The following is a 25210-nucleotide window of genomic DNA, read 5'->3' as shown; positions in this document are numbered from 1 at the left end:
CCGCAACGCCGCCCCTGCCGGCGCCTACACCGTCACGCTGCTCGCGTCGATCCAGCGAACGGCCCAGTCGCGCGCATGCGCGACCGCCTCGCCTTCTTCGCAGAAATGGAGATCGGATGGGAAAAATCGATTCGCGACCAGCTCGCCGTCGCTCGATCGGGAGATGACCACGTAGGGTTGGAACGAACCGTCGCCGGCGCGGGCCGGCGCGCAATTCAGAAGATAGCCGCGATGGGTGAATGCCGTTGTCGTCGAATGCATGAGTCCGCCCCAGCTTGTGTCCCTTGTGTTGTTCTTCACTACCACCGTCTAAGGGTGCCGCGGTGCCCGTTGCGGGCAGAAGCAGCACGGCGGGCCGAGGCCGCCGTGCCCATCTCGTAGCGCATCATACTCTGTCGTTTCACTGTCTTCTACCTGAAATAAATCCTCTCGGGATGCAGGCGCCGCTCGCCGTTCCACCATGCGGCAGGCAGCCGGGGATGGGGTTTTCACGGATCGCGGCGAGCCGGACACGAGGTCCGGCGTCCGCTGTTCGACCCGTGCGGCAACCACGTCCGGACGGCACCGGGCGGAGCCAGGGTGCGACATGATTGCACGGCGGCCCCGCGACGCTGCAAATCGCGAACCGATCGTATAACCTCCCCCGCAGCATCCTTCTCAACGGCATCCGGAGTCGCCGGAGCGCCTTCATCCACCGCACCAGGGAGCCCTCATGTACCAGCGCATCTTCGTAGCAGTCGACGGCAGTGAAACGTCGCGTCACGCGTTCGATGCGGCCCTTGCCCTCTCGCAGTCCGAACACGCGACGCTGCGCGCGTTCTATGCGGTCGAGAACGCGGCCATCTACTACAACGTGCCGGGCTACGACCCGTCCGTGCTGCGCGAGCAGCTCGTGGCGCAGGGCAGCGACCTCACGCGCGACTTCGCGCAGCGCATGCAGGACGCCGGCGTGACGGGCGACGTGCTGACCGGCGAAGCCGCCACGCTCGCGGACGTGTCGTCGCTGATCCTCGAGGCGGCCACCGAATACGGCGCCGACCTGCTCGTGCTCGGCACCCACGGCCGGCGCGGATTCAAACGCCTAATGCTCGGCAGCATCGCCGAGCAATGCGTCCGACAGGCTTGTCTGCCGGTGCTTTTGATCCCTTCTGCGGCATCGCATTCAAACGAAGAGGCGGAAAAAACTAAGGAAAGCTGATCACATTGCCATGGCGCAAAACGCGACGCATTCCGCGTCGCGGCGTTTTGCCGCTCAACTCATGGAAAACCCGGTGGGACAATAGTCACCATTGCTTCTTCATAAGTGTGAGTACGCATCATGTTGATTCCTCTCCCCCAACGTTCCTCCCGCCCGGTCCGCTCCTCCAGCTCCTGGGCTCCCCATCCCGCCGCGCATTGCTCCACCTGTTCGATGCGGCACCTCTGCATGCCCCAAGGCCTCAATACCGAGGCCGTCGAGCGCCTCGAGTCGGTGATCTGCGCGGCGCGCCCCGTGCGCCGCGGCGAAGCGCTGTTCCGTGAAGGCGACGAGTTCGACAACCTCTACGCGGTGCGTTCCGGTTCGATCAAGACCATCGCCACGCGCCAGGACGGCCGCGAGCAGGTAGCGGGCCTTCACCTGGCCGGCGAGGCGCTCGGCTTCGACGGCATCTGCGACAGCCACCATCCGCGCACCGCCGTCGCGCTCGAGGACAGCACCGTCTGCGTGATTCCCTACGGCTCGCTGCGCTCGCTGTGCTCCGAGGCCAGCACGCTGCAGGCACGCGTGCTGAAGCTGATGAGCGAGCAGATCGTGCGCGAGACCACGCAGGCCATCCTGCTCGGGTCGCTGAACGCCGACGAGCGCGTCGCCTCGTTCCTGCTCGACGTCTCGGCTCGCTACATGGTGCGCGGTTATTCGGCCACCGAGTTCAATCTGCGCATGACGCGCGAGGACATCGGCAGCTATCTGGGCATCACGCTCGAAACGGTCAGCCGCACGCTGTCGAAGTTCCAGCGGCAGGGCCTGCTCGTCATGCAGGGTCGCGTGGTTCGCGTGCTCGATTTCGACGGACTGCGCGCGATCTGATGGTTCCGTTAGCCAAGGGTCCGATGCGCGGCTCGATCCCGCCTTCGAATCAAGACCCCACTGCCACTCCCCATCGAGGCCCGACGCCTGTCGGCCCTGCGATCACAAAAGGCGCCTCCTGAGGCGCCTTTGTTTTTGGGTGCGTCGCGTTCAATCGAGCCACTGCGCGGCGCTCGTCTTCAGCACGCGGCTGAACTCGTCGAGCCAGCCGATCGACAGCCGCCAGCTCTGCCAGTAGAGCTCGATGTCGATGCTGCGCCCCTCCGACAGGTCCACCATCTCGCCCGAGGCGACCTGCCGCTCGATCATGCGAACCGGGCACATCCCCCAGCCGAGTCCCGTCTCGCAGGCGCGCAAATAGCCGGCCACGTGCGGAATCCAGTGCTTCGGCGGGTCGAGGTCGGTGCGCGTCGCGCGCCGGATGAAGCGCATCTGCAGGCTGTCCTTCGGGCTGAACATCACGCACGGCGCGCGCCGCAACGCCTCGCGCGTGAGGCCGTCGGCGAAATAGCGCGCCTGGAACGCCGGCGAACAGACCGCGTGATAGCGAATCCGGCCGAGCCGCGTCGAGCGGCAGCCCTGGATCGGTTCGGCCTGCGCGGTGATCGCGCCCTGCACGCTGCCGTCGCGAATCCGCTCGGCCGTGTAGTCCTGGTCGTCGATCACGAGGTCGAGCAGCGTGCCGCTCTGCGCGCAGAACGGCGCGACCGCGTCGACGAACCAGGTGGCCACGCTGTCGTCGTTCACGGCGATCCGCAGCGTCGGCCACGCCCCCACCGCGCCGGGCAGATGCGGCACCTGCCCGGACAGCTCGGCCTCGAGCAGCTGCACGCGCTCGGTATGCCGGCACAGCAGCGCACCCGAGGTGGTCGCCACGCACGGCTGCCCGCGCTTGACGAGCACGCTGCCGACGCGTTCCTCGAGCAGCTTGATGCGTTGTGAGACCGCCGACGGCGACACGTTGAGGTCCTTCGCCGCGCGTTCGAACGATCCGTGCCGGATCACCGCGGACAGCGCCTCCAGCAGCGCGTAGTCGAGCATTCAGTTTTCCTTCATTGAGATTAGGGAATTTAGCTTTTCTTATGCCAATCGAACCCGCAGACTAGCCGCATACGTCGCCCAAGTCCACCGTCCCCCAAATTTCATGAACTGGATCGCCTTCACTCACGGCGCCGCGCTCTGCGCGTCGCTGATCGTCACCATCGGCGCGCAGAACGCCTTCGTGCTGCGCCAGGGCATCATGCGCTCGCATATCGGCAAGATCGTCGTGCTCTGCGCGCTGTCCGACATGCTGCTGATCGCCGTCGGCGTGGGCGGCGCCTCGGCGCTGGTCGAGCGCTACCCCACCTTCATCCACGTCGTGCTCTACATCGGCCTCGCCTATCTGGCGTGGTTCGGCCTGAGCGCGCTGCTGCGCGCGCTGAAGCCCGGCCACGCCACGCTCGACGCCGCCTCGGGCCAGGTGGCGCCGCCCGCGCAGCGCGCGCTGCCGATCGTGATGATGACGCTCGCCTTCACCTGGCTCAATCCGCACGTCTACCTCGACACCTTTCTGCTGATCGGCACGGCCGGCGCGCGCGAGCCGGCCGGCGCGCGCGTGGCGTTCGCGATCGGCGCGATGACAGTCAGCGTGCTGTGGTTCATCGGCCTCGGCTACGGCGCGCGGCTGCTCGCGCCGCTGTTTCGCAAGGCGGTGGCGTGGCGCCTGCTGGACGGCGCGGTGGGCAGCATGGTGCTTTGTCTCGCGGCCACCCAGCTGCGTTGACGTTGCGGTGACGTTGCGTCGAGCGCGTGGCTGCCGGGCCGCCGTCTGCCGCGCCCGGCGCGTTACAGCGCGCGGACGATGCCGCCGTCCACGCGCAGGTTCTGCCCGGTGATGTAGCCGGCGCCGTCCGACAGCAGGAACGCGACCGTCTTCGCGACCTCCCGGGTCCGGCCGAAGCGCCCGGCCGGAATCCGTGCCACGACCTCGGGCGTGGCAGGCCAGCTGTCGATGAAGCCCGGCAGCACCGAGTTGATCCGGATTCCTTCGCTTGCGTAGCGCTCCGCATAGAGCCGCGTGTAGGCGCTCAGCGCCGCGCGTAGCGTCGACGACACCGGCATCGCCGGCTCCGGCGCATCGGCCGCGAAGCTCGAGATGTTGACCACCGCGCCGCCGCCCTGCGCCAGGAACACCGGCGTCACGCGCCGCAGCACGCGCGCGACGCTGAGCACGATCAGGTCGAGCCCGAGATGCCATTGCCCGTCGTCGATCGCGAGCAACTCGCCCTTGGGCGGATGGCCGGTGTTGTTGACCACCGCGTCGATGCGGCCGTAGCGTTCGAGCGTGCCGGCCACCAGCCGATCGACGTCGGCGTCCTCGGTGACCGAGCCCGAGATGCCGAAGCCGCCCAGTTCCGCGGCGAGACGCTCGGCGCTGCCCGATGGCGACATCAGCGCGACGCGATAGCCGTTCGCGGCCAGTTCGGTCGCGATGGCCGCGCCCATGCCCTTGCCCGCCGCCGTGACGAGCGCGACTTTTTCTGCAGTCATCTGTCCTCCCGGAATGGAATCGCGAGGCCGGCAGGCCCGCCGGTCCCGCACCTGGGCCACTGTAGGCCGGCCAGGCAAACGTGTCGAATCATCATTTCTGCTTTCTTACCGTAGAATTTCTACTGACTGACACGGTGTCTCGATGCGCCGGCGAAAGCCGCCCCGGCTTGCCGGATGCCAAAGCACACATCCATGCTGCGGCGCGGCCGGCGAGTCGTCATCCCGATCTTCCAAACAGTAGTTTTTCTACTGCTTTCGAGCAGAATTCATGGCTTGTGACGGCGCGCCGCCGCCGCCACACTGGCCTGCCGTCCCTCCACGATCGCAGCGCCACCGCCATGAACCTCGCCTATCCTGCCTTCGCCGTGCTCGGCGTGATCTGGGGCACCAATTTCCTGATGATGAAGTGGGCAAGCCTGCTGATCACGCCGCTGCAGATCGTGTTCCTGCGCGTGCTGTTCGGCTTCGTGGCGATTCTCGTGTTCGCGCTGCTGCGGCGCGACCTGCACTGGCGGCAGGCGCGGCAGATCCATCACTTCTTCGTGATGTCGCTGCTGGCCACCTCGGTCTACTACTTCGCGTTCGCCAAGGGCGCGTCGCTGCTCGCCTCGGGCGTGGCCGGCATGCTGAGCGGCGCGATCCCGCTGTTCTCGTTCGTCTGCGCTGCGCTGTTCCTCGACAGCGAACGGCCGCGGCCGCGCAAGATCGCCGGCGTCGCGCTCGGCTTCGCGGGCGTGCTGCTGATCGCGCGGCCGTGGAACGGCGCGGCCAACGGCGTGAATCCGTTCGGCGTGCTGTTCATGCTGGCGGGCTCGGCCAGCGTGGGCGCGTCGTTCGTCTACGCGCGGCGCTTCCTGTCGGCGCATGCGTTCTCGCCGTTCGCGCTGGCCACCTGGCAGATGGGGCTCGCGCTCGTCACGCTCGCGGCGGTGACCGACTTCCACGGCATCGAGCGCATCGCCACCGACCGCGCGACGTTCGCCGGCATGGTGTTCGGCCTCGGGCTCGCCGGCACCGGCATCGCGTTCGTGCTGTATTACTTCATCGTGCATCGGCTCGGCGCCGTCGCGGCGTCGAGCGTCACCTACCTGCCGCCCGTGGTCGCGCTCGCGATCGGCTGCGTGTTCGCGGGCGAACCGCTGCATTCATGGGATCTCGGCGCGCTCGCGCTGATCCTGTGCGGCGTGTATCTGCTGCAGGCGCCGCGCGGCAAGCCGAACCCGCGTGATTCGCGGGCGCGGGCCGTTTGATTGGTGGGGGCGGTGGACGGGCCGCTGACGCGCCACGCGCCCGTGGTTCACTCGGCACGCGGGGCGCGCGAATCGTAGCCGGCACGACGCGCGATGCCTGCCGATCGGGCCGTTCCCGACCCCTGATTCATGGCTCATGGCCCGCAACGGGGGATCCCGACTTCCAATTGTCGGCTTTCGACTTTCGACTTTCGACTTTCGACTTTCGACTTTCGACTTTCGGCCCTCGGCTTCGGCTTCGGCTTTACGCGGTTCCACGTATGGAAACACCGCCGCCCATGCATCCCGACGGCGCCGGAGCCGCCCGCGCGGACCACGGTCTTTCCCCGCTCAACGCTCCCCACCGCGTGCCGACCAGCGCCGATATCGACGCACCTGACACGCGTTCGCGAGGCGCTGGCGCACCAGTGCGCCGATCGGCCAGACGTCGGGCTTCGTGCCGCGACCGCGGCTCAGGCGCACCAGTTGGTACTTGACCATCGCCATGTTCGCCATCGCGCCGAGCGCCTTGTCCTTCAGCGTGACGGGGCGCAGCGCGGGCGCGAGCGCCTCGCCGGCGCGCCAGCGGCGCGGCAGGTCCGGGGCGATCGACAGCGCCGTGGCGATCCCCGCCATCGCCACGCCGCTCGCGACCACCTGCTCGGCCACCGCGCGACGCCGGATGCCGCCCGTCACCATCAGCGGCACGCGCGAGACCGCCGCGATGTCGCGCGCGAATTCGAGGAAATAGGCCTCGCGCGCGAGCGTGCGGCCATCGCGCGCCTGCCCCTGCATCGCCGGCGCCTCGTAGCTGCCGCCCGACAGCTCGATCAGGTCCACCGGCAGTTCGCCCAGCATCGCCACCACCTGCCTCGCCTCGTCGGGCTCGAAGCCGCCGCGCTGAAAATCGGCCGAGTTGAGCTTGACCGACACCGCGAACCCGGCGCCGACCACCGCGCGCACGGCGGCCACCACCTCCAGCAGCAGGCGCGCGCGGTTGGCGATCGGGCCGCCCCAGCGATCGTCGCGCCGGTTCGTCAGCGGCGAGAGAAACTGGCTCAGCAGATACCCGTGCGCGGCATGGATCTGCACGCCGTTGAAACCGGCCGCTTCGGCCAGCTGCGCGGTGCGCGCGAAACGCCGCACGAGTTCGGCGATCTGCGCGTCCGTGATCGCGACGGGCATCCGGAACCGGTTCGAAAAGGCGCCCAGGTCCATCGCCACGGCCGACGGCGCGACGGTCGGCTGGCCCAGTTCGGCCGGCATCTGCCGGCCCGGATGGTTGATCTGCATCCACACCTGCGCGCCGCCCGAGCGCGCCACCTGCGCCCAGCGCGCGAAGCGCTCGAGATGCCGGTCGTCCTCCAGCACCACGCCGCCCGGCCCCGTCATGGCGCGCCGGTCGATCATCACGTTGCCGGTCAGCACCAGCCCGGCGCCGCCGTCGGCCCACGCGCGATAGAGCCGCAACAGCGCCGCGGACGGCGCATGGTCGGCATCGGCCAGGTTTTCCTCCATCGCGGCCTTGGCCAGACGGTTCGGGATGACGGTGCCGTTCGGCAGCGTCAGGGTGGTGAAAAGTGTCATGGGCGGCTCCCCGCATTGAATGCCACCGACGATAAGATTAAAGTTCGCTTCAATGTCAAGCGGGAGGAGCCGCGCATGAAAATCGGAGAACTGGCCCGGCGCACCGGGCTCGCGCCGTCGCGCATCCGCTTCTACGAAGCCCGGGGCCTGCTGCGCACGGCGACGCGGCTGGCCAACGGCTACCGTGAATATGCGTCCGACGCCGAACTCGCGCTGGCCGTGATCGTGCATGCGCAGCAAGCCGGCTTCTCGCTCGACGAGATTCGCGACATGCTGCCCGAGGATCTGTCGGACTGGCGCCACGACGAGCTGCTGCCGAGGCTGCGGCGCAAAGTGGCCGACATCGAGCGCATGGAGCAGCAGCTCGCGCTCGGCAAGGCACGGCTGCTCGCGGTGATCCGGCAGGTCGAGGAAAAACCCGACGACATGGCCTGCGCCGAGAACGCCCGGCGCGTGCTCGACGGCCTGCTCGTCGCGCCGCTGCCGCGCGACGATATTGCGTCCTCCTGATCATGGCGGCCGTGCCTTGCACGGGCACCGCCGCGCTTCCTTCAGATACCGCGCCGCGGCCAGTTGCGGAACGCGACCACGGCGAAGCTGATCGCGATCGACCCCGCCGCCGCGCGCGGCGCGACCGGCGCCGCCGCCGCGAACCGGCCGCGCGAGCGCTTGCCGACCGGCGACGCGGAATCGCCGGCCTCTCCACCGGCTTCCGCACTGCTCACCGGCACGCCATCGCCCGGCAGCGCGCGGGCGGGATCGGCCACCAGCGGCACGGGGTCGGGCGCGTGGCAATTCAAGTGTCGGTCGGGCATCGCGATTCCTTTCGGGCTGGACGAGTGTGTATTGAACGCGTCCGGCATCGATCCGTAAAATGAATGTTTTGATCGATCCGATAACACCACGGAATGGAACTGAAACTGCTGCGGACCTTCCTGACCGTCACCGAGCTGCGCCATTTCGGCCGCGCGGCCGACGCGCTGCACATGAGCCAGCCCGCGCTCAGCAAGCAGATCGGCGCGCTCGAGGCAAGCCTTGGCGGGCGCCTGTTCGAGCGCGGCCGGCACGGCGCCGAACTCACGCCGTTCGGCGAGACCTTCGTGGTCGACGCGCAGGCGCTCGTGCATGACGCCGACGAGATCCTGGCCCGCGCGCGCGAGTCGAGCGGCGGCCGGCGCGGGCACCTGCGCATCGGCATCTGCCTGTCGGTGCTGACGCTGGTGCCGCCGCTGATCGCCGAGTTCCGGCGCCGCAATCCGTCGGTGTCGGTCACGCTGAGCGACCTGTCGTCGGGCGAGCAGACGCGCCGCCTCGCTTCGGGCAAGCTCGAAGCCGGCTTCATGCGGATGCCGGCGGCCGACGGCCTGGCGTCGTTCAAGATGGTCGACGAAACGCTCGCGCTGGCGCTGCCGCCGCAGCTCGGACATGCGCGCCTGCCGGCACGGCTCGAGGTGCTCAACGAGATCGGCTTCATCGCGCTGCAGCGCTCGCGCGGCGCCGGGCTGGCCGCGCAGGTCGATCGCTGGTGCCTCGCGCATGGTTTCGTGCCGAACGTGAGCCAGCAGGCCGAGGACGTGCAGTCGGTGCTCGCCTCGGTGGCGGCGGGCGCCGGCGTGGCCTTCATCCCGTCGCGCGCGCGCCATCTGCTGCGCGATGCCACCGTGCTGGAACTGCGCGACCGCACCGCGAAATGGCGCGTCGGGCTCGCCTGGCCGACCGCGCGGCACCATGCGGTGACGGAGCATTTCGTGTCGTTCATGCGCACGGCGATCCGCGGCGCGGAAAAGGCGTGAGGCCTGGCCGGGCCATGCGCCGCCCGAGCCGTCGCGGTCTCGGGCGAATGGCGCCGGCGTCCTAGCGCCCGGCGCCCGGGCCGGGCCACGCGCCGCGATAGCCGATGCGCGCCGAGATGGCCTGCCCCGCCTCGCGCAGCAGCGCGACGTAGTGCGTCTTCGTGTTCGCGCCGCAGCGCATGGTCGGAAACGAGATCGACAGCGCCGCGACCACGTTGCCGAAGCGGTTGAAGATCGGCGCGGCGAGGCAGCGCAGGCCCTCCTCCTGTTCCTCGTCGTCCTCGCCGTAGCCCTGCTCGCGCACGCTCGGCAGGATCGCCAGCAGCGCCTGCGCCGAGCCCAGCGTGCGCGCCGTGGACGGGCGGAACTCCACGCGCGCGAGGATCTCCCGCACTTCGTCGTCGGGCATCCAGGCCAGCAGCACCTTGCCGATCGCCGTACTGTGCAGCGGATTGCGGCGCCCGATGCGCGACTGCATGCGCAGCCCGTAGTCGGCGTCGATCTTGTGGATGTAGATGATCGCGTCGTCGTCGAGCGCGCCGAGATGGATCGCCTCGCGCGTGGCGGCCGCGATGCGCCGCATCTCGAGATCGGCCTCGCGCACCAGATCGACGCTCTCCAGCGCCTTCGCGCCCAGCTCGAACAGTTGCATCGTGAGCCGGTAGTGCTCGGTGTCGGGCTCGCGCGCGACGTAGCCGAGCGCGACGAGCGTCTGCAGCAGGCGCTGCACGCCCGGGCGCGACATGCCCGATTGCCGGGACAGCTCGGCCACGCCGATCGCGGTACCGGCCTGCCGCGCGCCGCTCGCGCCCATCGCGGCAAGGATCGTGAAGACCTTGCCGACGGCCGCGACCGATTCGGTGCGGTCGCCGCCCGCCTCGGCCGCCGGACCCGCCGCCGGATCGACGGGGGCCGGGGCTGCCGGGTTCGGCGCGCCGCCGACGCGTGACCTGGGCGTTGATTTCATGTCCGCGTGTCCGTGGTATCCGAAACCGCCAAGGATAACGTGTCGGCCCGCACGGCCGCCAATGCGCGATGCGGCCGCGCCACGCGCCGCCCCGAACGCGAACGGACCGGTCGCGCGCGATACGCGACCGGTCCGTCGTGGTCCGGCTTTCGGCGCCGGCGCGGGTCCGGACGGAGGCACGGCCGAACCGCGATCCGCCGCGCCGTTCGAAGCCGCAACCCGCCGCTCAGTTCAGGCGCGACTTCAGCTCGCTCGCCATCGCCTTCATCGCGGCCTTGGTCGGCGCGTCCTCGGCCAGCGCGTTGAGCAGGCCGAAGTCGTGGATCGTGCCGTCGTAGCGCGTGGTGGTGGCTTCCACGCCGGCCGCGTCGAGCTTGCGGCCGTAGGCCTCGCCCTCGTCACGCAGCACGTCGAACTGCGCGACCTGGATCAGCGCCGGCGGCAGGCCCTTCAGCTCGGCCGTCGAGGCGCGCAGCGGCGACGCGTAGATCTCGTTGCGCTGCGCTTCCTTCGTCGTGTACGCGTCCCAGAACCACTTCATCATCGGCCGCGTCAGGAAGTGGTCCTTCTGGTAGGCCTGATACGAGCCGTCGTTGAAGTTGTGGTCCGTCACCGGCCAGAGCAGGCCCTGGAAACGGATCGCCGGGCCGCCCTTGTCCTTGGCCATCAGCGCGACGACCGCCGCCATGTTGCCGCCCACGCTGTTGCCGACCACCGCGAGGCGGCTGCCGTCCACGCCGATCTCGTCGCCGTGCGCGGCCACCCATCGGGTCGCCGCGTAGGCCTGGTTGATCGCCACCGGGTACTGCGCTTCCGGCGACGGCGTGTAGTTCACGAACACCGCCACCGCGCCCGACTGCACGACGAGGTCGCGCACCAGCCGCTCGTGGGTCGGGAAATCGCCGAGGATCCAGCCGCCGCCGTGGAAGAACATGAACACCGGCAGCGTGCCCTTCGCGCCCTGCGGACGCACGATCGTTACCGGCACGCTCAGGCCGTCCTGCTCGATGGTGCGCGTCGACACGTCGATGCCCGACAGGTCCACCTTCACGCCGTTCTGCGCGTCCACCAGCACCTGGCGGGCCTTGGCCGGCGCCAGCGTTTCGAGGCCTGGCCCCTTCGCGCCGTTCAGCGCGGCGAGAAAGCGCGTGGTGGTGGCGTCGGGCGTGGCCGGCGCGGTGGAGGTGGCCGCACCGGCGGCGAACGCGGAACTGGCGGCGGCGATCGCGGACACGGCGGCGGCGATCAGCAGGGGCTTGACGATCTTCATGATGGATTCCTCAGCAATGGATGGCGATGACGAAAGACGTAATGGATGGCGGCCGGGCGATCAGACGAGCGTGAGCGTGACGTCGATGTTGCCGCGCGTCGCGTTCGAGTACGGGCAGACGATGTGCGCCTTGTCGACCAGCGCCTGTGCCGCTTCGCGGTCCATGCCCGGCAGGGCGATGCGCAGCTCGACCTCGATGCCGAAGCCGTTCGGGATCGCGCCGATGCCGACGCTGCCGTCGATCGCCACGTCCGCCGGGATCGCGATCTTGTCGCGGTGCGCGACGAACTTCATCGCTCCAAGGAAACAGGCGCTGTAGCCGGCCGCGAACAGCTGTTCCGGGTTCGCGCCGGCGCCGCCCGCGCCGCCGAGTTCGCGCGGCGTGGTCAGCTTGAAATCCAGGTTGCCTTCAGGCACCACCGCACGGCCGTCACGGCCACCGGTTGCATGGGCTTGGGCGCGGTACAGCACTTTTTCGATCGACATGACTGACTCCTGTTGAATGATTGAACGACTTTTAGCTATCGACTACTAGATAGATAACTTGACTCAAAAAATGCAGACGCATGACCGTCTGCCTTCCAACTATTTATCTATCAATAGATAGATAACGAATTCCAATAAAAAGGCGGGGTACGCCTTTGCGGTGATCCGCCTTTCCGTGGTCTTCCACCTCCGCCGTCACGGCGTTTTCTTCCAGGCCCGCTCGACTTCGTCGAGGCGCCCCGTCGACTGGAACAGCCGGCTCGCCAGCACCGCGCCCTGGTAGGCCGCGTAGAGCGTGCGGGCCGCGTCCTCGGGTGCGCCGCTGAAGGCCAGCGTGCCGTCCTCGGCGCCCTGCGCGAGCAGCGCGGCGAGCCAGCGTTCGTTGACGCCGAAGAACGCCTGCACCGCCTGCCGGACCGAATCCGGCAAGGATTCGATGTCCGCTGCCAGCATCCCGCACAGGCAGATCCGGTGGCCGTCGCCGAGCACCGTGCCGAACAGCTGCGTGTAGCGGCTCAGCTTCTGGTCCGCCGGCAATGCCGGGTCGATGCTGTCGATGCCGGCCAGCACGTTCGCGCTGTAGGCCTCGACCGCTTCCAGCACCAGATCGTCCTTGGACGGAAAGTAGTAATGGATGCTCGAGGTCTTGACGCCGACCCGTGCCGACAGGTCGCGGTAACTGAAACCGTTGTAGCCTCGCAGCATCATCAGCTCGATCGCATGTTCGAGCAGTTGTTCGCGGACGTTTGGTTTCGTTTCCATGGGTTGTACTTTATCTACTGGAAGATAGAGAGTCAAGGGCTTTTTTGAGAAATCTTCGGGAGGGCAGGCGCGGTCGATCTGCCCGATCCGGCATCCGGCTAGCGCAGGAATCGTCTTTCCACATATTCCACCGCCGCCATCAACGATCCGAAAATGGCAACCGTTACGATCCAGCGCCCGAACGACATTCCCTCACCGGTCATCGCGTAACTGATCAGCGGAAAGAGGACCGCAAACAGGATCGTTGTCCTCACCAGGTTCGACTGGATCAACTCATCGAATCTCATCCCTCGCTCCCTCGAATCATGGCGGCCCTCGACGGTAGCACGCGCGCTACGTGCGCTCCCCCTTCCTCAACGCCGCGCCAGCGTCACCGCGTACAACGGCCGCCGCACGTCAAATCCAAGTTTCTCGTAAAGCGCAACCGCCGCCGTGTTCGTCTCGAATACATGCAGGAACGGCACCTCGCCGCGCGCCACGATCTGCTTCGCGGCGAATCCGACGAGCCGCCCGGCAAGGCGCCGGCCGCGATGATCGGGGTGGACGCACACCGCACTGATCTCGGTGAAGCCCGGCAGGTGCAGCCGCTCGCCCGCCATCGCCACCAGTTCGCCGTCGTGCCGGATGCCGTAGTAACGGCCCATCTCGGGCGTGCGCGCCGCGAAGGGTCCCGGCTGCGTCAGCGCCACCAGCTCGGCGATCTCGCGCGCGTGCGCGGCGTCGAGGCGCTCGATGCCGCCGCCGGTATCGTCCTCGCGCGGCACGCGCTGGACCATCTGGTTCAACGTGCCTTGCCCCTTGATTTCGAAGTCGTCGGACGGCCGCCACGGCGTGGCGGCGAACGCCTTCACGGTCTCGCCCGGCGCCATCAGCGCCGCGAACGCGCGCCATGCTTCGGGCGTGTCGGCGGCCAGCGCACCGAACGGCGAGATCGCGGGCTGGAAGCGTCGCGCCAGCTCGCCGCCGAGCGCGATGCCGGCCTGGCAGGTGTTCAGCGCACGCCAGATCGGGTTGTCGAGCGGATCCAGGCCGGCGTCGGGGGAATGGAGTGTCATGGTTGTCGGCATCGGAGAGGCAAGGGCGCGCGGAGGTGCCCGCCATCTTAGCCAGAACGGTTCGCGCGTGGGCGCTTATTCGCCACCGCGAACCGCGGCGCCACCAGCGGAGCCGTCGACGGCTTCGCCGCCACCCGCCGCGATCACGCGAAACCGGGCTCGACGCCCCGCCGTCTCAACGCGCCGCCGCGCCGGCGCCGCGCCGCCCCTTCCACATCATCAGCAGGTGGTAGTAGAGCCGCGGGCTGAGCCCGAACCGATACGCATAGAGATTGCCGAGCGCGATCGCGAGACTCGTACGCGGCTCGTGGTTGCGCGCGTAGAGCGACACCACGATCGGCACCAGCCGCCGCAGCGCGAGCCGCCGCGCCGGTTCGAGTTCGGGCGGCAGCGCCAGCTCGTTGACGAAGTGCCATGCCATCAGCGAGGCCGAGCGCATCGAGTGGCGCGTGGCGCGCGAGATCGACACGTCGGTTTCGCGGTAGCACGACACGTAGTCGTCCACGTAGCTGATGCGCCGCGCGGCGAGGCAGAGCCGCGTGTTGAACACGTAGTCGCAACACGAGCCGTAGCTGTCGTCGTAGCCGATGCGCTTGACGAGATCGGCCCGCGCGAGCCAGCCGTTGTTCGGGAACATCTGCACGAGCCCGACGCGGCCCGGCTGCGACTGCAGGCCGGCCGCCGCGGGCCGGCGATGGAACATCAGGTTGAGCCGGCGCGTGGCGGCGCGGTCGATGCGGCTGCGCTGATCGACGACGTACTGGTTGCCGAACGCCGCGTCGAGGTCGGGGTGACGCTCCCATTGCGCGAGCAGCCGCGCGAGGCCGTCGCGCAGCAGGAAATCGTCGTCGTGGATCAACAGGATCTTGTCGCCGCTCGCACGCGCGAACAGGCTCGTCACGTTCGGCGCCTGGCCCAGCGAGGGCCGGTTGCGCGCATAGCGAATGCGTGGATCGCCGCCGTAACGCTCGCGGATCAGGCGTTCGGTGGCATCGCCCGCGGAATCGTCGCCGATCACGATCTCGATGTCGGGGTGGCGCTGGGCCAGACACGAGTCGATGCACTCGCCGATCAGATGGGCGCGATTATGGGTCGGTATACAGATCGAGACCTTGCTGTTGGTACGCATCATGTCCATCCGCACGAAAGGAGAACGATGGAATTTTGAAAACAAGCTTTCCAGCGGATGACATCATCGGAAGAAAAAAATATAAAAAAATCGAAAATAATCGCTGGTAAGGGAAGCCCCCAATGCCACGCCGGGCGTGGATTTCAGCCGAATGCGGGGCGCGGTCGAAGTGACCGGAAACGGTCGCGCGAGCGGACCCGGCAAGTGCGGCCGGGCGGCAATTCCGACCGGGCGGGAAGCGTGAGAACCAGGGGAAAACCGCGAATCGAATCTCAAGAAATACTCAAGAATCGCATGGCGCGCCGGGGCCGACCGGGATCTCGGCACCGGCATCGGGCCGGCGCGAGACAGCGCGCCGGAGGCGATCGGCATCGCCCCCGGCGCCGCGCTTACATCACCTTGCCGAGTTCTTTCGACACCGAAGCCGGCGTCGCGTATTCGCGATCGGGGATGCGCTGCAGTCCGTCGACGATGCGCCCGTTGGCGTGGCCGTCGCGCGCGCTGCGCACCAGCTCGGCCCTGGCGGCCGGGTAATCGACGCCCTTCAGCGCCTTCTGGACGTCGAGCGGGCTCGGCAGCTTGTCCTGCCCGCCCTTCTCGTGACCGCCTTGATGGCCGCCCTTGTCGTGGTCCTGCTGCGCGCGACTGCCTTCGTGCGCGCGCGAATGGCTTAGTTCGTGGCCGGTATGCGAACGGTGGCTCGCTGTCATGGAACACCTCCGGATCTCGTGGTTCGGAAAAACGGCCGTCACCCGCCGGCGCGGCCGGACGAATCCGATGCGACGCAACCCGCATGCCGCGCCGTCGACGCGCTCCGGCAGCACCTGCCGATGCCGTGACGACGCGATCGCTCCGCATCGCTGAACAGGCATGGCGCTTGCCGAGCGGGTAGATGGGGTCGATCACCGTGCCGCCACGGCGGGATTCATGCCCGCCCGCCTCGCTCGCCGCCTTTCATCGCGTCGACGCCGCCGCCGCGACCGCGCGATACTGCCCCGACCGCGACGCCCTTCCCCCCGGCCGGCAATCCACGCGCTTCGCGCCGCGCCGCCGGCCGCTTACCCGGAGCCTCGATGCCACATGAAACCGAGTGGTACCTGATCGTCGGCGGCGTGTTCATCGCGGTCGGCTTCGCCGGCACGGCGCTGCGCCAGCTGCCGTGCAGCACCGCGATGATCTATCTCGCGGTGGGCGCGCTGCTCGGGCCGGCCGGGATCGGCCTGATGCAGCTCGACCTCGCGCGCGACGCGACGCTGCTGCGGCACGTGACCGAGATCGCGCTGCTGGTCTCGCTGTTCGCGATCGGGCTGCGCCTGCGGCTGCCGTCGCTCGACCGCCTCTGGCTGCTGCCGGTGCGGCTCGGCTTCGTGGCGATGCTCGTCACGGTGCCGCTGGTCGCGGCGGTCGCGACCGTCGCGCTCGGCCTCGGCTGGGGGCCTGCGCTGCTGCTGGCCGCGATGCTCTCGCCGACCGATCCGGTGCTCGCCCACGACGTGCAGGTGCGCAGCCCCGGCGACGTCGATCTGGTGCGCTTCGCGCTGTCGGGCGAGGGCGGGCTGAACGACGGCATCGCGCTGCCGTTCGTACTGGCGGCGCTCGCGCTGTGCGGCGACACCGCCTCGACCGGCGGCGCGGCGCCCGGCTCCGCGGCGTTCCTCGGCCAACTCGCGTGGGGCATCGCGGGCGCGCTCGCGATCGGCGCCGGGCTCGGCTGGATCACCACCCACGGCGTCGCCTGGCTGCGGACCCGCTACGCGCAGGCGCTCGGGCTGGAAGGCTTCTTCGCGCTCGGGCTGATCGTGATCGCGTTCGGCGTGGCGCAGTCCGCGCAGACCTTCGGCTTCCTGGCCGTGTTCGCGGCCGGCGTCGCGATGCGGCGCGTCGAACACCGCGCGAGCGGGCCGAGCGCGCCGCGCGAAGTGATCGGCACGATCGATTCGACCGACGTGAGCGCCACCGAGCGCGACCCCGCCAAGGCCCACGCCTACATGACCGAGTCGGTGCTCGGCTTCACCATCGAGCTGGAGCGGATCGCCGAGGCGGTGGTGATGACGTTGGTGGGCGGCGCGCTCGCCACGCTCTCGCCGGCCGCGTTCGGCTGGCCGATGCTGGCGCTGGCCGCCGCGCTGATGCTGTTGATCCGGCCGCTCGCGGTGGCGCTGTCGCTGGCCCGCTCGCCCACCACCGCGACGCAGCGCCGGCTGATCGGCTGGTTCGGGATTCGCGGCATCGGTTCGTTCTACTACCTGCTGTTCGCCATCGAGCATCGCCCCGACGCGGCGCTGCCGCTCGTGCCGGTGGTGCTCGGCATCGTGGCGCTGTCGGTGATCGTGCATGGCGTGTCGGCCACGCCGCTGATGAACTGGTACCACCGCTTCTCGCGCGCAAAGCGCTGAGCGTGCGCCGCGCCGCAATGAAAAACGGCGCGGTCCGGCATGCAGCCGGCCGCGCCGTCGGTGGCATGGCCGCCGTCACGCACCGCCGAGGCGGCGCGCGGTGGCGGCCTGGTTCAACGCCGCATGACGCCCATGACGAGCGTGACGAGGAAGACGATCAGGAAAATGAAGAACAGGATCTTGGCAATCGATGCGGCACCGGCGGCAATACCGCCGAACCCGAAGAATGCGGCAACGATTGCGATCACGAAAAATACGACGGCGTAGTAGAGCATGGTTACCTCCCTGTTCAAGTCATTCAAATCGTGGATGCGCCGCGAATCAAGCGTCGTGCTTGTGCCGCGGCTTGCCTCGAGTCTTCGTGTGGGCGAAGTCCTCGAGCTGTTTTTCGCTCATCGAGTCGTACATCGATTTCGATGCCGGTTTCAACGAGCCCACCTTGGTCTGGCCGCGCTTGGCGGCCAGCGCGGCACCGGCCGCACGCTGCTGGGATTGGGACTTGGCTGGCATGTTCGTTCTCCTTGCAAGCGGCCGGCTCATGCGGGCGCGACGGCCTGTCGAGACCGCCGCGCCCATGTTCCGGCCCGCACTTCCATGCAAACCGCGTGCCAGGCCCTCCGAGCCCCGCCGGAGCGGGGTTTCGCGGAATCGGGCAAGGCGCGGTCTGGCGTATCTACCATGCGCTCGTAATAAGTGCATGGTCGAAACAGATGCATGTCACGTAATCGTGGCCGGCGCGGGCGAACGGGCCGTGCCGCGAAACACGCTCCGGCCACGCCGCCGCCGATGCGCGTCGCGGCGGGCCGCCGCCGCCCGGCTTCCCGGCCGGCGAGGCCGGCATGGGCGCACTCGTCGGACCGCGCCACCACGCCGGCGGGACGGCCGTCTGCCCGCCGGCCGGGGTACGGCACGGCGCGCGCCGTCGGCTCGACACGCAGCGACGTCTCGCGCGACCCGCGGCCCCGGCGATGCCGCTCGGCGGGCCGGGTTCGACGCGAAGGCGAAGGCTCACCCCATCGCTCCCCGGTGGGACGTCAGGCCGCGCACCGGGGCCGGCGGGTCCTCGCCCGGCTGCCGGTACGGCTCGGGCGCGTGCTCGGGCTGATGGCCGGGGCCGGGCGCGGGCTCCGGCTGGGTTTCGGGGATCTCGGGCACCTCGGGGGTACCGGGATCGGGCTGATGCAGGATCGGATCGATTGTCATCGTGGCTCCTGGTTTTGCGTGCCGCGCGTCGGGCCGGCGGCGCCTTCGCTACACGGCTTGAAGATTCCACCCGCCGGCGCGTTCATGCCACGAACGCGGCCATCACGAGCCACAGCGAACGTTCGCCGTCGACGATCGGCGCCGCCAGCGCCTCGCGGTCGCCCGGCGCGCAGGCGCGACGCAGCGCGCGCTGCGCGGCTTCGGCGCTGTCGAACACGGTGTCGTCGAGGCGCCGCACGCCGGCCTTGTCCTCGAACATGGTCCGCTGCGGGCTGTGCAGCAGCGGCTCGCGCTGCCAGGCAGGGAAGCGGCCGCGCACCGATTCGAACGTGCCGCCGCATACGTTGACTTCGTAGTGGACCTGTCGGCCCGGGTCGTTGGTCGTCATCACGCTCTCCTTGTTGCGGCGGCCGGTCCGGCACGGACGAGGCCGCCGGTGAGTACCTGGGACGCATGGACATCACGCGGCTCCCGCACGCTGCCCCACGGGCACGCGCGCACCGTCATGCCGATTCACGCAAACGCCGTGCCGGTCGTTCCGCCCTCGCGACACCGCTCGCGCGGCATGGAAATTGCACGCACGGCGATCCATGAACACCCGCCCCGACGCCTCCGCCCGCCCCGGACTGGACGGCATCCCGATGACCGGTCCGTCCAGGGGCCGCCGCGCCGACGCGCCGCCCGCCCGGGAACTCGGCGCGTGCCGGCGCTGCGCGCTGTGGGAACACGCCACGCAGGCGGTCCACGGCGAGGGGCCGCGACGCGCGGCGCTGATGCTGGTCGGCGAGCAGCCCGGCGACCACGACGATCTCAGCGGGCGGCCGTTCGGCGGTTCGGCCGGCCATATCCTCGACCGCGCGCTGGCCGATGCCGACATCGCGCGCGCCGAGGTCTATCTGACCAATGCGGTCAAGCACTTCAAATGGGAACCGCGCGGCAAGCGCCGGCTGCACCGGCCGCCCGCGCCGCGCGAGGTGGAGGCATGTCGCCACTGGCTCGCGCGCGAACTCGACGCGGTCGGGCCGCGCGTGATCGTGGCGCTGGGCGCCACCGCGCTGCGCGCCGTGCTCGACGACCCGGCGGCGACGCTGCCGCGCACGCATGAAACGCTCGCGCTGCCGGACGGGCGCTACGTGGTGGGTACCGATCATCCGTCGTTCGTGCTGCGCACGCGCGACGCGAATTCGCGGGAGCGCGCCTACGACGAACTGGTCGATGCACTACGCACGGCGCGGCGTCTCGTGCGGGACGGGCTCGCGCATCACGAGCCGGCGCCGGGGGCTGCCTGAGGGCTGGCGGTAAGGGATCGAGGCAAGCCGGATCGTTGCGTCCGCATCGATCCGGTTCCGGCCGGCAGGGCCAGGCGCGCGGCCGCCGCGGCGGCACGCTCGCATTGTCCGCCGCCGCGCCGGTTTCCGGTTTCGCGCCCGGCCTTAGTATCCGTGTGAGTCGCCGCTGCCCGCGCCGCCGCCCGAAGCGGCCCCGCGCGTCCCGCCCGCGGCGTCGCCATGCATCGTGCCGCCATTGGCGCCGCTGTCGTGGTGCGAGCGGGTTCCGCGCGGCGAGAGCCCGCGCGCATCGGGCGAGACGCCATGCGCGCCGGCACGGCCCGCCGTGCGATCGTCGGGCTGCAGGTGCGCGCCGGGATCGCGCGGCGGGTTCGGGCTCGCGTCGTGTTTCGACGCGGCGCCGGTCGGCAGCTGCGCGCTGCCCGGTGCCACCGGCACGATCGCCTGGGCGGACACGGCGAGCGACCAGCCGCCCGCCAGCACGATCATGGCGGCCGTGGCGGCCGCGCGCGTGAGACTGCGAAGCATCGGGTTCATCGTCTGCATGTCGTCCTCCGGAATTCGGTCGATTCCTCCCATGGCAGCAAACCGCGTTCCGCGCGCTGGCCGCGTCGAGCGGTGCGATCGCGCCGGACATGAGCGGGTTTGACAAGCAATTGCAAAAAGCGCCCTGCCGGGCGGGTCCCGCCGCCGGGGCGGTGCTCGACGGCCGCGCCCAGGCCGCGCACGCATCGAGGGCGCGACACGCGGGCGCGAGATTTGCATCGCGCCATGCGTCCCACCGCAGCTCACGCCCCCTCTCCCGACAAGGAGCACCACATGGCACACACGAAACGCTCGATCGACGAACATCTCGACGAATGGCTGCGCGACGCGCATGCGATGGAAGAACAGGCCGGCACCATGCTCGCCGCGATGGCCCGGCGCCTCGAACACTATCCGGACCTGAAGCAGCGCATCGAGCAGCATCTGGGCGAAACGCGCGAGCAGGCGCGGCTGATCCGCGAATGCATCGGGCGGCGCGGCAGCGACGTGTCGGCGCTGAAGGATTTGGGCGCGCGCAGCCTTGCCACGCTGCAAGGCTTCACCAGCATGCTGGCGGCCGACGAGGTGGTCAAGGGCGCGATCGCGAGCTATGCGTTCGAGAACTTCGAGATCGCGACCTACCGCACGCTGATCACCGCCGCGCGCACGGCCGGCGACGCCGACACGCTCACCGTCTGCGAGCGGATCCTGCCGCAGGAAGTGGCGATGGCAAACTGGCTGGAACAGCATCTGCCGCAGGTGGTCAACGCGTTCCTGACGCGCAACCCCGAGAACGAGGCGGCCTCGCGCTGATTCATTCACGCTGATCCGCTCGCGCCGGGCCGCCGCGCCGGCCGCAAGCCCGCGCCGGCCGCCGCGCCGGGGCAACCGGCGGAGCCGCCCGGTTGCCGCCGGCTCGCGCCTATTGCTGAGCCTGTTCCCGATCCACCGCGAAGCGGCCGCGCTCGATGCCGGCGCGTACCGCCTCCTCCTCGGTCAGCCATTCGGGATCGACCGGCTCCGGCAGCGGCCGGCCCACGGGGGCGTCCTCACGCGTCAACGTCACGCTCGGCACCCACGCGCCGCGCTCGTTGCGGTGCGCCGTCACCGCGATCACATGGCCCCGGTAGCTGTCGCTCGTCACGGTTCTTTCAGGTTCCATCATCTCGTCTCCTGGGTGAATGGGCGAATGGGTGAGTCGAATCCTTCGGCAGGTCGAATCCTTCAAACACGGTGCAAAAACCGCGCACGCCGGACCCGTCGCCATGCCGGGCCGTGCCGATATCGGACGCGCAACGGCCGTTCCCGTCGCGCGCGACGCAGGCACGCCTGATGCTCCATTTCCTGCACGCCCACTCCGGATGCCCCCGATGCGCACCGACGATCTCGACAGCCGCGAACTCGACTACTGGACCGCGCGAGCGCTGGCCCGCGATGACCTGCCGATCGCCTTCGTCGCGCTCGAGCCCGCGCTCGTCGTGACGTTCTCGAACGGCACGGCGGCGCGCATGGACGCGCGATTCGCGCCGTCCTCGCGATGGGCCGACGCGACCGACGTGCTCGACCGGCTGATCGACGTGCGCAGCGCGCGAGACGCGCACGGCACGCTGAGCTGCGTGGCCACCTTCGATGCCGACGGCACCGCCTGCGCGGCCCGCGAGGGGCACGGCAGCGGGCCGAACCTGCGCACCGCGCTGCTGCGCGCGTTCGTGCGGGCGCGTTTCGGCGACGAGGTCGAGGCGATGCCGGGCGAGCCGCACGTCGTGCGGCACGGCAAGCTCACGCGGCACGAGCAGGGCGAACCGATACCGCCGCACGGGCCGCGCGACGCCGAACCGGAACCGAACACGATCGGCTCGCTGCCGCGCCAGTGAGGCCGGCCGCGGTCGAACGACCAGACGAATCGCCGTCGCCGCCACATGGCGGCATCGATGACATCAACGGCATCAAGACAAGCCACGGAGACAGATCCATGACGGCAATCCAGGGCCCCGCGCGGGCCACGCGCCGCCGCCTCGGCGACTGGCTCGCGACCGAGGAACTGCGGATGACGGCCTACCGCCGCCAGCTCGCCCAGGACGCCTACGCGGCGGCCGGAAAACGGCCGCGCACGGCGGTGGTGGCCGACTTCGCGGCGCTGTTCGAACGCGACGCGGTGCTGCGCATGAGCCTCACGCGCGCGATCGGCGAAGCGGGCGAGGCCGGCTACGCGCTCGGCTACGCGACCATCGAGGACCTGATGGCGATCCTCGACCATGTGATGCGCTACACGCCGCCGTTCAGCGAGGAGAGCCTGATCGTCTGCCCGATCAACGCGCTGCTCGACTGGCCGATGTGCATGCCGTCCGGCTATCCGCTGTTCCGCGACGCGACCGTCAACGCGCAGCTGGGCCGCCTGCTGTCGGGCTGGTGCGATTTCCTGTCCGGTCCGCATTCGCGCGAGCATCTGCACGAGCGCGGCCCGAGCGGCTGGTTCAGCGAGGTGGCGCGCGAGCGCATGCGGCTCGACGAATTCGTCTGCCGCCACGACGAACCGTACTGGGGTTTCGACTCGTGGAATCACTTCTTCACGCGGCGCTTTCGCGACGGCGCGCGGCCGGTGGCCGAGCCGAACGACCCGCGCGTGGTGGTCAGCGCCTGCGAGGCGGCGCCGTACCAGATCGCCGAGCGCGTGCAGCGCCTCGACGAATTCTGGATCAAGTCGCAGCCCTATTCGATTCGCGACATGCTGACCCCGCAGCACGCGCTGCTCGCCGAGCGCTTCGTGGGCGGCGACATCTACCAGGCCTACCTGAGCGCCTACAACTACCATCGCTGGCACGCGCCGGTGGGCGGCATCGTCACGCACGCCTACCGCGTTCCCGGCACCTACTTCTCCGGCGCCGACGTCGAGGGGGCCGACCCGTCCGGGCTCAACGACTCGCAGGGCTACATGACGGCCGTGGCCACGCGCGCGGTGGTGGTGATCGACTGCGAAGACCCCGGGATGGGCACCGTGGCCTGCGTGTTCGTGGGGATGGGCGACGTGTCGTCGTGCGTGATCGACGCGCATCCGGGCCAGCGTCTGGCCAAGGGCGACGAGATCGGCTATTTCCAGTACGGCGGCTCGACGTTCTGCCTGCTGTTCGAGCCCGACGTGATCGAGCGTTTCGTGGTGGCGGGCGCGCCCGACGTCGAATCCCCCGTGGTGCCCGTCAACGCGGCGATCGCGGTGTCGCGCTGAAGCCCCGCCGAAGCCCGAGCCCCAGGCCGATGCCGGCGCGATGCCGGTGGTGACGGCGGCGCCCGCCGGGTGCGCGGCGGGGCCGGCTCCGGGACCCGCTTAGCTCTTGTCGCGCGACTTGCCGCCGGCGGCCTTCTCGCCGGGCGCGCCGATGCGGTTGTAGACCGTCTTCAGGCTGATGTCGAGGATTTCGGCCGCATGCGCCTTCACGCCCCCGCATTGTTCGAGCGTGCCGAGGATCAGCCGGCGGTCGACCTCCTCGAGGGGCATGTCGAGCGGCACCGCGACGGCGTTGCCGCCCGTGTTGGCCATGCCCGACACCTCGTCCATGATCGGCGGCGGCAGCGTGTCGATCGCGTCGCCGTCGGCGAAGATGCTCGCGCGCTGCACGAAGTTGCGCAGCTCGCGCACGTTGCCGGGCCAGTCGTAGCGCGTCAGCGCGGCCTTCGCGGCGTCGCTGAAGCGCATCGCGCGGCCGCTGTCCTCGTTGAGCCGGGCGAGGAACGCGTCGGCCAGCAGCACGATGTCCGTGCCGCGTTCGCGCAGCGGCGGCATCGGGATCGGAAACACGTTGATGCGGTGGTAGAGATCCGCGCGCAGCGTGCCGGCCGCGATCGCGGCCTCCGGGTCGCGATTGGTGGCGGCGATGATGCGCACGTCGATCGAGGTTTCCCGCACCGAGCCGAGCCGCGTGACCTGCCCCGTCTCGAGCACGCGCAGCAGCTTGACCTGCAGCTCGACCGGCATCTCGGTGATCTCGTCGAGGAACAGCGTGCCGCCGTCGGCACGCTCGAAAAAGCCCTTGTGCTGGCGGTCCGCGCCCGTGAAGCTGCCGCGGTCGTGGCCGAACATCTCGCTCTCGACCAGATTGGCCGGGATCGCGCCGCAGTTGATCGCCACGAACGGCCCGCGCCGCCGGAAGCTCAACTCGTGCAGCGTCTGCGCGGCCACTTCCTTGCCGGTGCCCGATTCGCCCGTCAGCAGCACCGAGGCGTCGGTGGTGGCCACCCGCGCGAGCGCGTCGTACATCGCGCGCATCGGCGGCGAGTGGCCGAGCAGGCGGCCGAAGCGACCGGCGCGCTCGAGCTCGTCGCGCATCGCGCCGATTTCCTCCTCGTGGACTTCCATCTGCGCGACGCGCGCGAAGATGCCGTCCAGCCGCTGCATGTTGAACGGCTTGACGAGGTAGTCGCTCGCGCCCTGCCGCAGCGCGTCGATCGCGGTATCGAGCGTGGCGTGGCCGGTGGCGAACACCAGTTCGCCGCGTTTGCCGCGCTGCGTGAAATCCTCGAACAGCTCGATGCCGTTGCCGTCGGGCAGCACCAGGTCGCAAAGCACCAGCTCGTAGCTCTGGGTCAGCATATGTGAACGGGCCTCGGCCAGCGAGGCGGCGGTATCGCAGGCCAGCTGCCGGTTCTGCGCGAGCGCGGCGAGCATCTCGCGCGTGTCGCTGTCGTCATCGACGATCAAAATGCGTGGCATGCGGACTCCTTTCGACGATTGCGTCGCGCGCCCCTGATGGCACATTGGCGGCGGCGAGATGAGAGTTGGACGGAGTAGGCGATGCGGGGTCCGGCGTCGCGAATTCCGACTGGAGGGGCGGGCGACCGGCTGTCTCTAGGAAAGCAGATATTACCGTCCGGCGCTATCGGATCTTTCTATCCATCCGGGCCGCCTGCATTGCGAGATTCAATCC

General features: G+C 69.5%; 31 protein-coding genes. 11 read left to right on the top strand and 20 right to left on the bottom strand.

Going from position 1 to position 25210, the window contains the following annotated elements; all coding sequences use genetic code 11:
- Positions 1 to 24 precede the first annotated feature (24 nt).
- Positions 25 to 261, bottom strand: coding sequence for a hypothetical protein (locus bpln_RS18195; RefSeq protein ID WP_055139605.1), 237 nt, complete (start codon positions 259 to 261; stop codon positions 25 to 27).
- 451 nt (positions 262 to 712) lie between these two features.
- Here bpln_RS18195 and bpln_RS18190 point away from each other — a divergent pair, with 451 nt between their 5' ends.
- Together bpln_RS18190 and fnr are read left to right on the top strand one after the other, a co-directional pair.
- Positions 713 to 1198 carry a universal stress protein gene (locus bpln_RS18190; RefSeq protein WP_042626860.1) on the top strand — a complete coding sequence of 162 codons (486 nt, stop codon included), beginning with the start codon at positions 713 to 715 and terminating at the stop codon, positions 1196 to 1198.
- Positions 1199 to 1318: 120 nt separating this feature from the next.
- Positions 1319 to 2068, top strand: a complete 750-nt coding sequence (fnr, locus tag bpln_RS18185) for a fumarate/nitrate reduction transcriptional regulator Fnr (protein WP_042626859.1) — start codon at positions 1319 to 1321, stop codon at positions 2066 to 2068.
- A gap of 150 nt (positions 2069 to 2218) precedes the next feature.
- Here the strand turns inward: fnr and bpln_RS18180 are convergent, their stop codons facing one another.
- Positions 2219 to 3109 carry a LysR family transcriptional regulator ArgP gene (locus bpln_RS18180; protein WP_042626858.1) on the bottom strand — a complete coding sequence of 297 codons (891 nt, stop codon included), beginning with the start codon at positions 3107 to 3109 and terminating at the stop codon, positions 2219 to 2221.
- A 103-nt stretch (positions 3110 to 3212) separates the two neighbouring features.
- On the opposite strand from bpln_RS18180, the gene bpln_RS18175 reads away from it, so the two are divergent.
- Positions 3213 to 3833, top strand: a complete 621-nt coding sequence (locus bpln_RS18175) for a LysE/ArgO family amino acid transporter (RefSeq protein WP_042626857.1) — start codon at positions 3213 to 3215, stop codon at positions 3831 to 3833.
- A 62-nt stretch (positions 3834 to 3895) separates the two neighbouring features.
- On the opposite strand, the gene bpln_RS18170 is transcribed toward bpln_RS18175, so the two are convergent.
- The gene (locus tag bpln_RS18170; protein WP_055139604.1) at positions 3896 to 4600 is read right to left on the bottom strand and encodes an SDR family oxidoreductase; all 705 of its coding nucleotides are present in this window, start codon (positions 4598 to 4600) and stop codon (positions 3896 to 3898) included.
- A 338-nt stretch (positions 4601 to 4938) separates the two neighbouring features.
- On the opposite strand from bpln_RS18170, the gene bpln_RS18165 reads away from it, so the two are divergent.
- Complete coding sequence (locus bpln_RS18165) at positions 4939 to 5850, top strand: DMT family transporter (RefSeq protein ID WP_055141123.1); 912 nt, start codon at positions 4939 to 4941, stop codon at positions 5848 to 5850.
- Positions 5851 to 6180: 330 nt separating this feature from the next.
- Here bpln_RS18165 and bpln_RS18160 read toward each other — a convergent pair whose 3' ends face one another.
- The gene (locus bpln_RS18160) at positions 6181 to 7416 is read right to left on the bottom strand and encodes an NADH:flavin oxidoreductase/NADH oxidase family protein (protein ID WP_055139603.1); all 1236 of its coding nucleotides are present in this window, start codon (positions 7414 to 7416) and stop codon (positions 6181 to 6183) included.
- 75 nt (positions 7417 to 7491) lie between these two features.
- Here bpln_RS18160 and bpln_RS18155 point away from each other — a divergent pair, with 75 nt between their 5' ends.
- Positions 7492 to 7926, top strand: a complete 435-nt coding sequence (locus bpln_RS18155) for a MerR family transcriptional regulator (protein ID WP_055139602.1) — start codon at positions 7492 to 7494, stop codon at positions 7924 to 7926.
- A gap of 41 nt (positions 7927 to 7967) precedes the next feature.
- On the opposite strand, the gene bpln_RS18150 is transcribed toward bpln_RS18155, so the two are convergent.
- Positions 7968 to 8279, bottom strand: a complete 312-nt coding sequence (locus bpln_RS18150; RefSeq protein ID WP_148654077.1) for a hypothetical protein — start codon at positions 8277 to 8279, stop codon at positions 7968 to 7970.
- Positions 8280 to 8324: 45 nt separating this feature from the next.
- Between bpln_RS18150 and bpln_RS18145 the strand changes: the two genes are divergently transcribed.
- Positions 8325 to 9209, top strand: a complete 885-nt coding sequence (locus tag bpln_RS18145; RefSeq protein WP_055139600.1) for a LysR family transcriptional regulator — start codon at positions 8325 to 8327, stop codon at positions 9207 to 9209.
- 61 nt (positions 9210 to 9270) lie between these two features.
- Here bpln_RS18145 and kdgR read toward each other — a convergent pair whose 3' ends face one another.
- The 8 genes from kdgR to bpln_RS18105 all read right to left on the bottom strand — a co-directional run bounded on the left by kdgR (position 9271) and on the right by bpln_RS18105 (position 15588).
- Positions 9271 to 10176 (bottom strand): DNA-binding transcriptional regulator KdgR, encoded by a 906-nt coding sequence (kdgR, locus tag bpln_RS18140; protein WP_055139599.1) that lies wholly within the window; start codon positions 10174 to 10176, stop codon positions 9271 to 9273.
- A gap of 226 nt (positions 10177 to 10402) precedes the next feature.
- Positions 10403 to 11446, bottom strand: a complete 1044-nt coding sequence (locus tag bpln_RS18135; protein WP_042626849.1) for an alpha/beta hydrolase — start codon at positions 11444 to 11446, stop codon at positions 10403 to 10405.
- Between the two features lie 60 nt (positions 11447 to 11506).
- Positions 11507 to 11932, bottom strand: coding sequence for an organic hydroperoxide resistance protein (locus bpln_RS18130; RefSeq protein ID WP_042626848.1), 426 nt, complete (start codon positions 11930 to 11932; stop codon positions 11507 to 11509).
- 195 nt (positions 11933 to 12127) lie between these two features.
- Positions 12128 to 12694 carry a TetR/AcrR family transcriptional regulator gene (locus bpln_RS18125; RefSeq protein WP_055139598.1) on the bottom strand — a complete coding sequence of 189 codons (567 nt, stop codon included), beginning with the start codon at positions 12692 to 12694 and terminating at the stop codon, positions 12128 to 12130.
- Positions 12695 to 12792: 98 nt separating this feature from the next.
- On the bottom strand, positions 12793 to 12981 hold the full coding sequence (locus bpln_RS18120; protein WP_042626846.1) for a hypothetical protein: 189 nt from the start codon (positions 12979 to 12981) through the stop codon (positions 12793 to 12795).
- A gap of 66 nt (positions 12982 to 13047) precedes the next feature.
- Entirely contained in the window at positions 13048 to 13749 is a 702-nt protein-coding gene (locus bpln_RS18115; protein ID WP_055139597.1) for a GNAT family N-acetyltransferase, read from the bottom strand.
- 175 nt (positions 13750 to 13924) lie between these two features.
- Positions 13925 to 14881, bottom strand: coding sequence for a glycosyltransferase (locus bpln_RS18110; RefSeq protein ID WP_063891353.1), 957 nt, complete (start codon positions 14879 to 14881; stop codon positions 13925 to 13927).
- A gap of 386 nt (positions 14882 to 15267) precedes the next feature.
- Positions 15268 to 15588 carry a DUF2795 domain-containing protein gene (locus tag bpln_RS18105; RefSeq protein WP_042626844.1) on the bottom strand — a complete coding sequence of 107 codons (321 nt, stop codon included), beginning with the start codon at positions 15586 to 15588 and terminating at the stop codon, positions 15268 to 15270.
- Positions 15589 to 15951: 363 nt separating this feature from the next.
- Between bpln_RS18105 and bpln_RS18100 the strand changes: the two genes are divergently transcribed.
- Positions 15952 to 17274, top strand: a complete 1323-nt coding sequence (locus bpln_RS18100; protein ID WP_042626843.1) for a cation:proton antiporter — start codon at positions 15952 to 15954, stop codon at positions 17272 to 17274.
- Positions 17275 to 17387: 113 nt separating this feature from the next.
- Here the strand turns inward: bpln_RS18100 and bpln_RS34145 are convergent, their stop codons facing one another.
- From bpln_RS34145 to bpln_RS18090, 4 genes are all read right to left on the bottom strand, one after another.
- Positions 17388 to 17549 carry a DUF1328 domain-containing protein gene (locus bpln_RS34145; RefSeq protein WP_042629192.1) on the bottom strand — a complete coding sequence of 54 codons (162 nt, stop codon included), beginning with the start codon at positions 17547 to 17549 and terminating at the stop codon, positions 17388 to 17390.
- 46 nt (positions 17550 to 17595) lie between these two features.
- Entirely contained in the window at positions 17596 to 17784 is a 189-nt protein-coding gene (locus tag bpln_RS18095; RefSeq protein ID WP_042629191.1) for a DUF3008 family protein, read from the bottom strand.
- Positions 17785 to 18282: 498 nt separating this feature from the next.
- Entirely contained in the window at positions 18283 to 18477 is a 195-nt protein-coding gene (locus bpln_RS35700; RefSeq protein ID WP_148654076.1) for a hypothetical protein, read from the bottom strand.
- Positions 18478 to 18559: 82 nt separating this feature from the next.
- Complete coding sequence (locus bpln_RS18090) at positions 18560 to 18865, bottom strand: hypothetical protein (RefSeq protein WP_042626842.1); 306 nt, start codon at positions 18863 to 18865, stop codon at positions 18560 to 18562.
- Positions 18866 to 19118: 253 nt separating this feature from the next.
- Between bpln_RS18090 and bpln_RS18085 the strand changes: the two genes are divergently transcribed.
- Positions 19119 to 19766, top strand: coding sequence for a UdgX family uracil-DNA binding protein (locus tag bpln_RS18085; RefSeq protein ID WP_055141121.1), 648 nt, complete (start codon positions 19119 to 19121; stop codon positions 19764 to 19766).
- A gap of 144 nt (positions 19767 to 19910) precedes the next feature.
- Here bpln_RS18085 and bpln_RS18080 read toward each other — a convergent pair whose 3' ends face one another.
- Entirely contained in the window at positions 19911 to 20312 is a 402-nt protein-coding gene (locus bpln_RS18080) for a hypothetical protein (RefSeq protein WP_055139596.1), read from the bottom strand.
- Between the two features lie 273 nt (positions 20313 to 20585).
- Here bpln_RS18080 and bpln_RS18075 point away from each other — a divergent pair, with 273 nt between their 5' ends.
- Positions 20586 to 21104, top strand: a complete 519-nt coding sequence (locus bpln_RS18075) for a ferritin-like domain-containing protein (protein WP_042626840.1) — start codon at positions 20586 to 20588, stop codon at positions 21102 to 21104.
- 109 nt (positions 21105 to 21213) lie between these two features.
- On the opposite strand, the gene bpln_RS18070 is transcribed toward bpln_RS18075, so the two are convergent.
- Positions 21214 to 21453, bottom strand: coding sequence for a DUF6566 family protein (locus bpln_RS18070; protein WP_055141120.1), 240 nt, complete (start codon positions 21451 to 21453; stop codon positions 21214 to 21216).
- A 208-nt stretch (positions 21454 to 21661) separates the two neighbouring features.
- Between bpln_RS18070 and bpln_RS18065 the strand changes: the two genes are divergently transcribed.
- Together bpln_RS18065 and bpln_RS18060 are read left to right on the top strand one after the other, a co-directional pair.
- Complete coding sequence (locus bpln_RS18065) at positions 21662 to 22165, top strand: phage protein NinX family protein (RefSeq protein WP_042626839.1); 504 nt, start codon at positions 21662 to 21664, stop codon at positions 22163 to 22165.
- A gap of 98 nt (positions 22166 to 22263) precedes the next feature.
- Entirely contained in the window at positions 22264 to 23514 is a 1251-nt protein-coding gene (locus tag bpln_RS18060) for a phosphatidylserine decarboxylase family protein (RefSeq protein WP_055139595.1), read from the top strand.
- Positions 23515 to 23613: 99 nt separating this feature from the next.
- On the opposite strand, the gene bpln_RS18055 is transcribed toward bpln_RS18060, so the two are convergent.
- Positions 23614 to 24996, bottom strand: a complete 1383-nt coding sequence (locus bpln_RS18055) for a sigma-54-dependent transcriptional regulator (RefSeq protein ID WP_042626837.1) — start codon at positions 24994 to 24996, stop codon at positions 23614 to 23616.
- Positions 24997 to 25210: the final 214 nt, after the last annotated feature.

This window comes from Burkholderia plantarii, from assembly GCF_001411805.1.
Taxonomy (GTDB): Bacteria; Pseudomonadota; Gammaproteobacteria; order Burkholderiales; family Burkholderiaceae; genus Burkholderia; species Burkholderia plantarii.
This window is presented reverse-complemented; position numbering and strand designations above follow the sequence as displayed.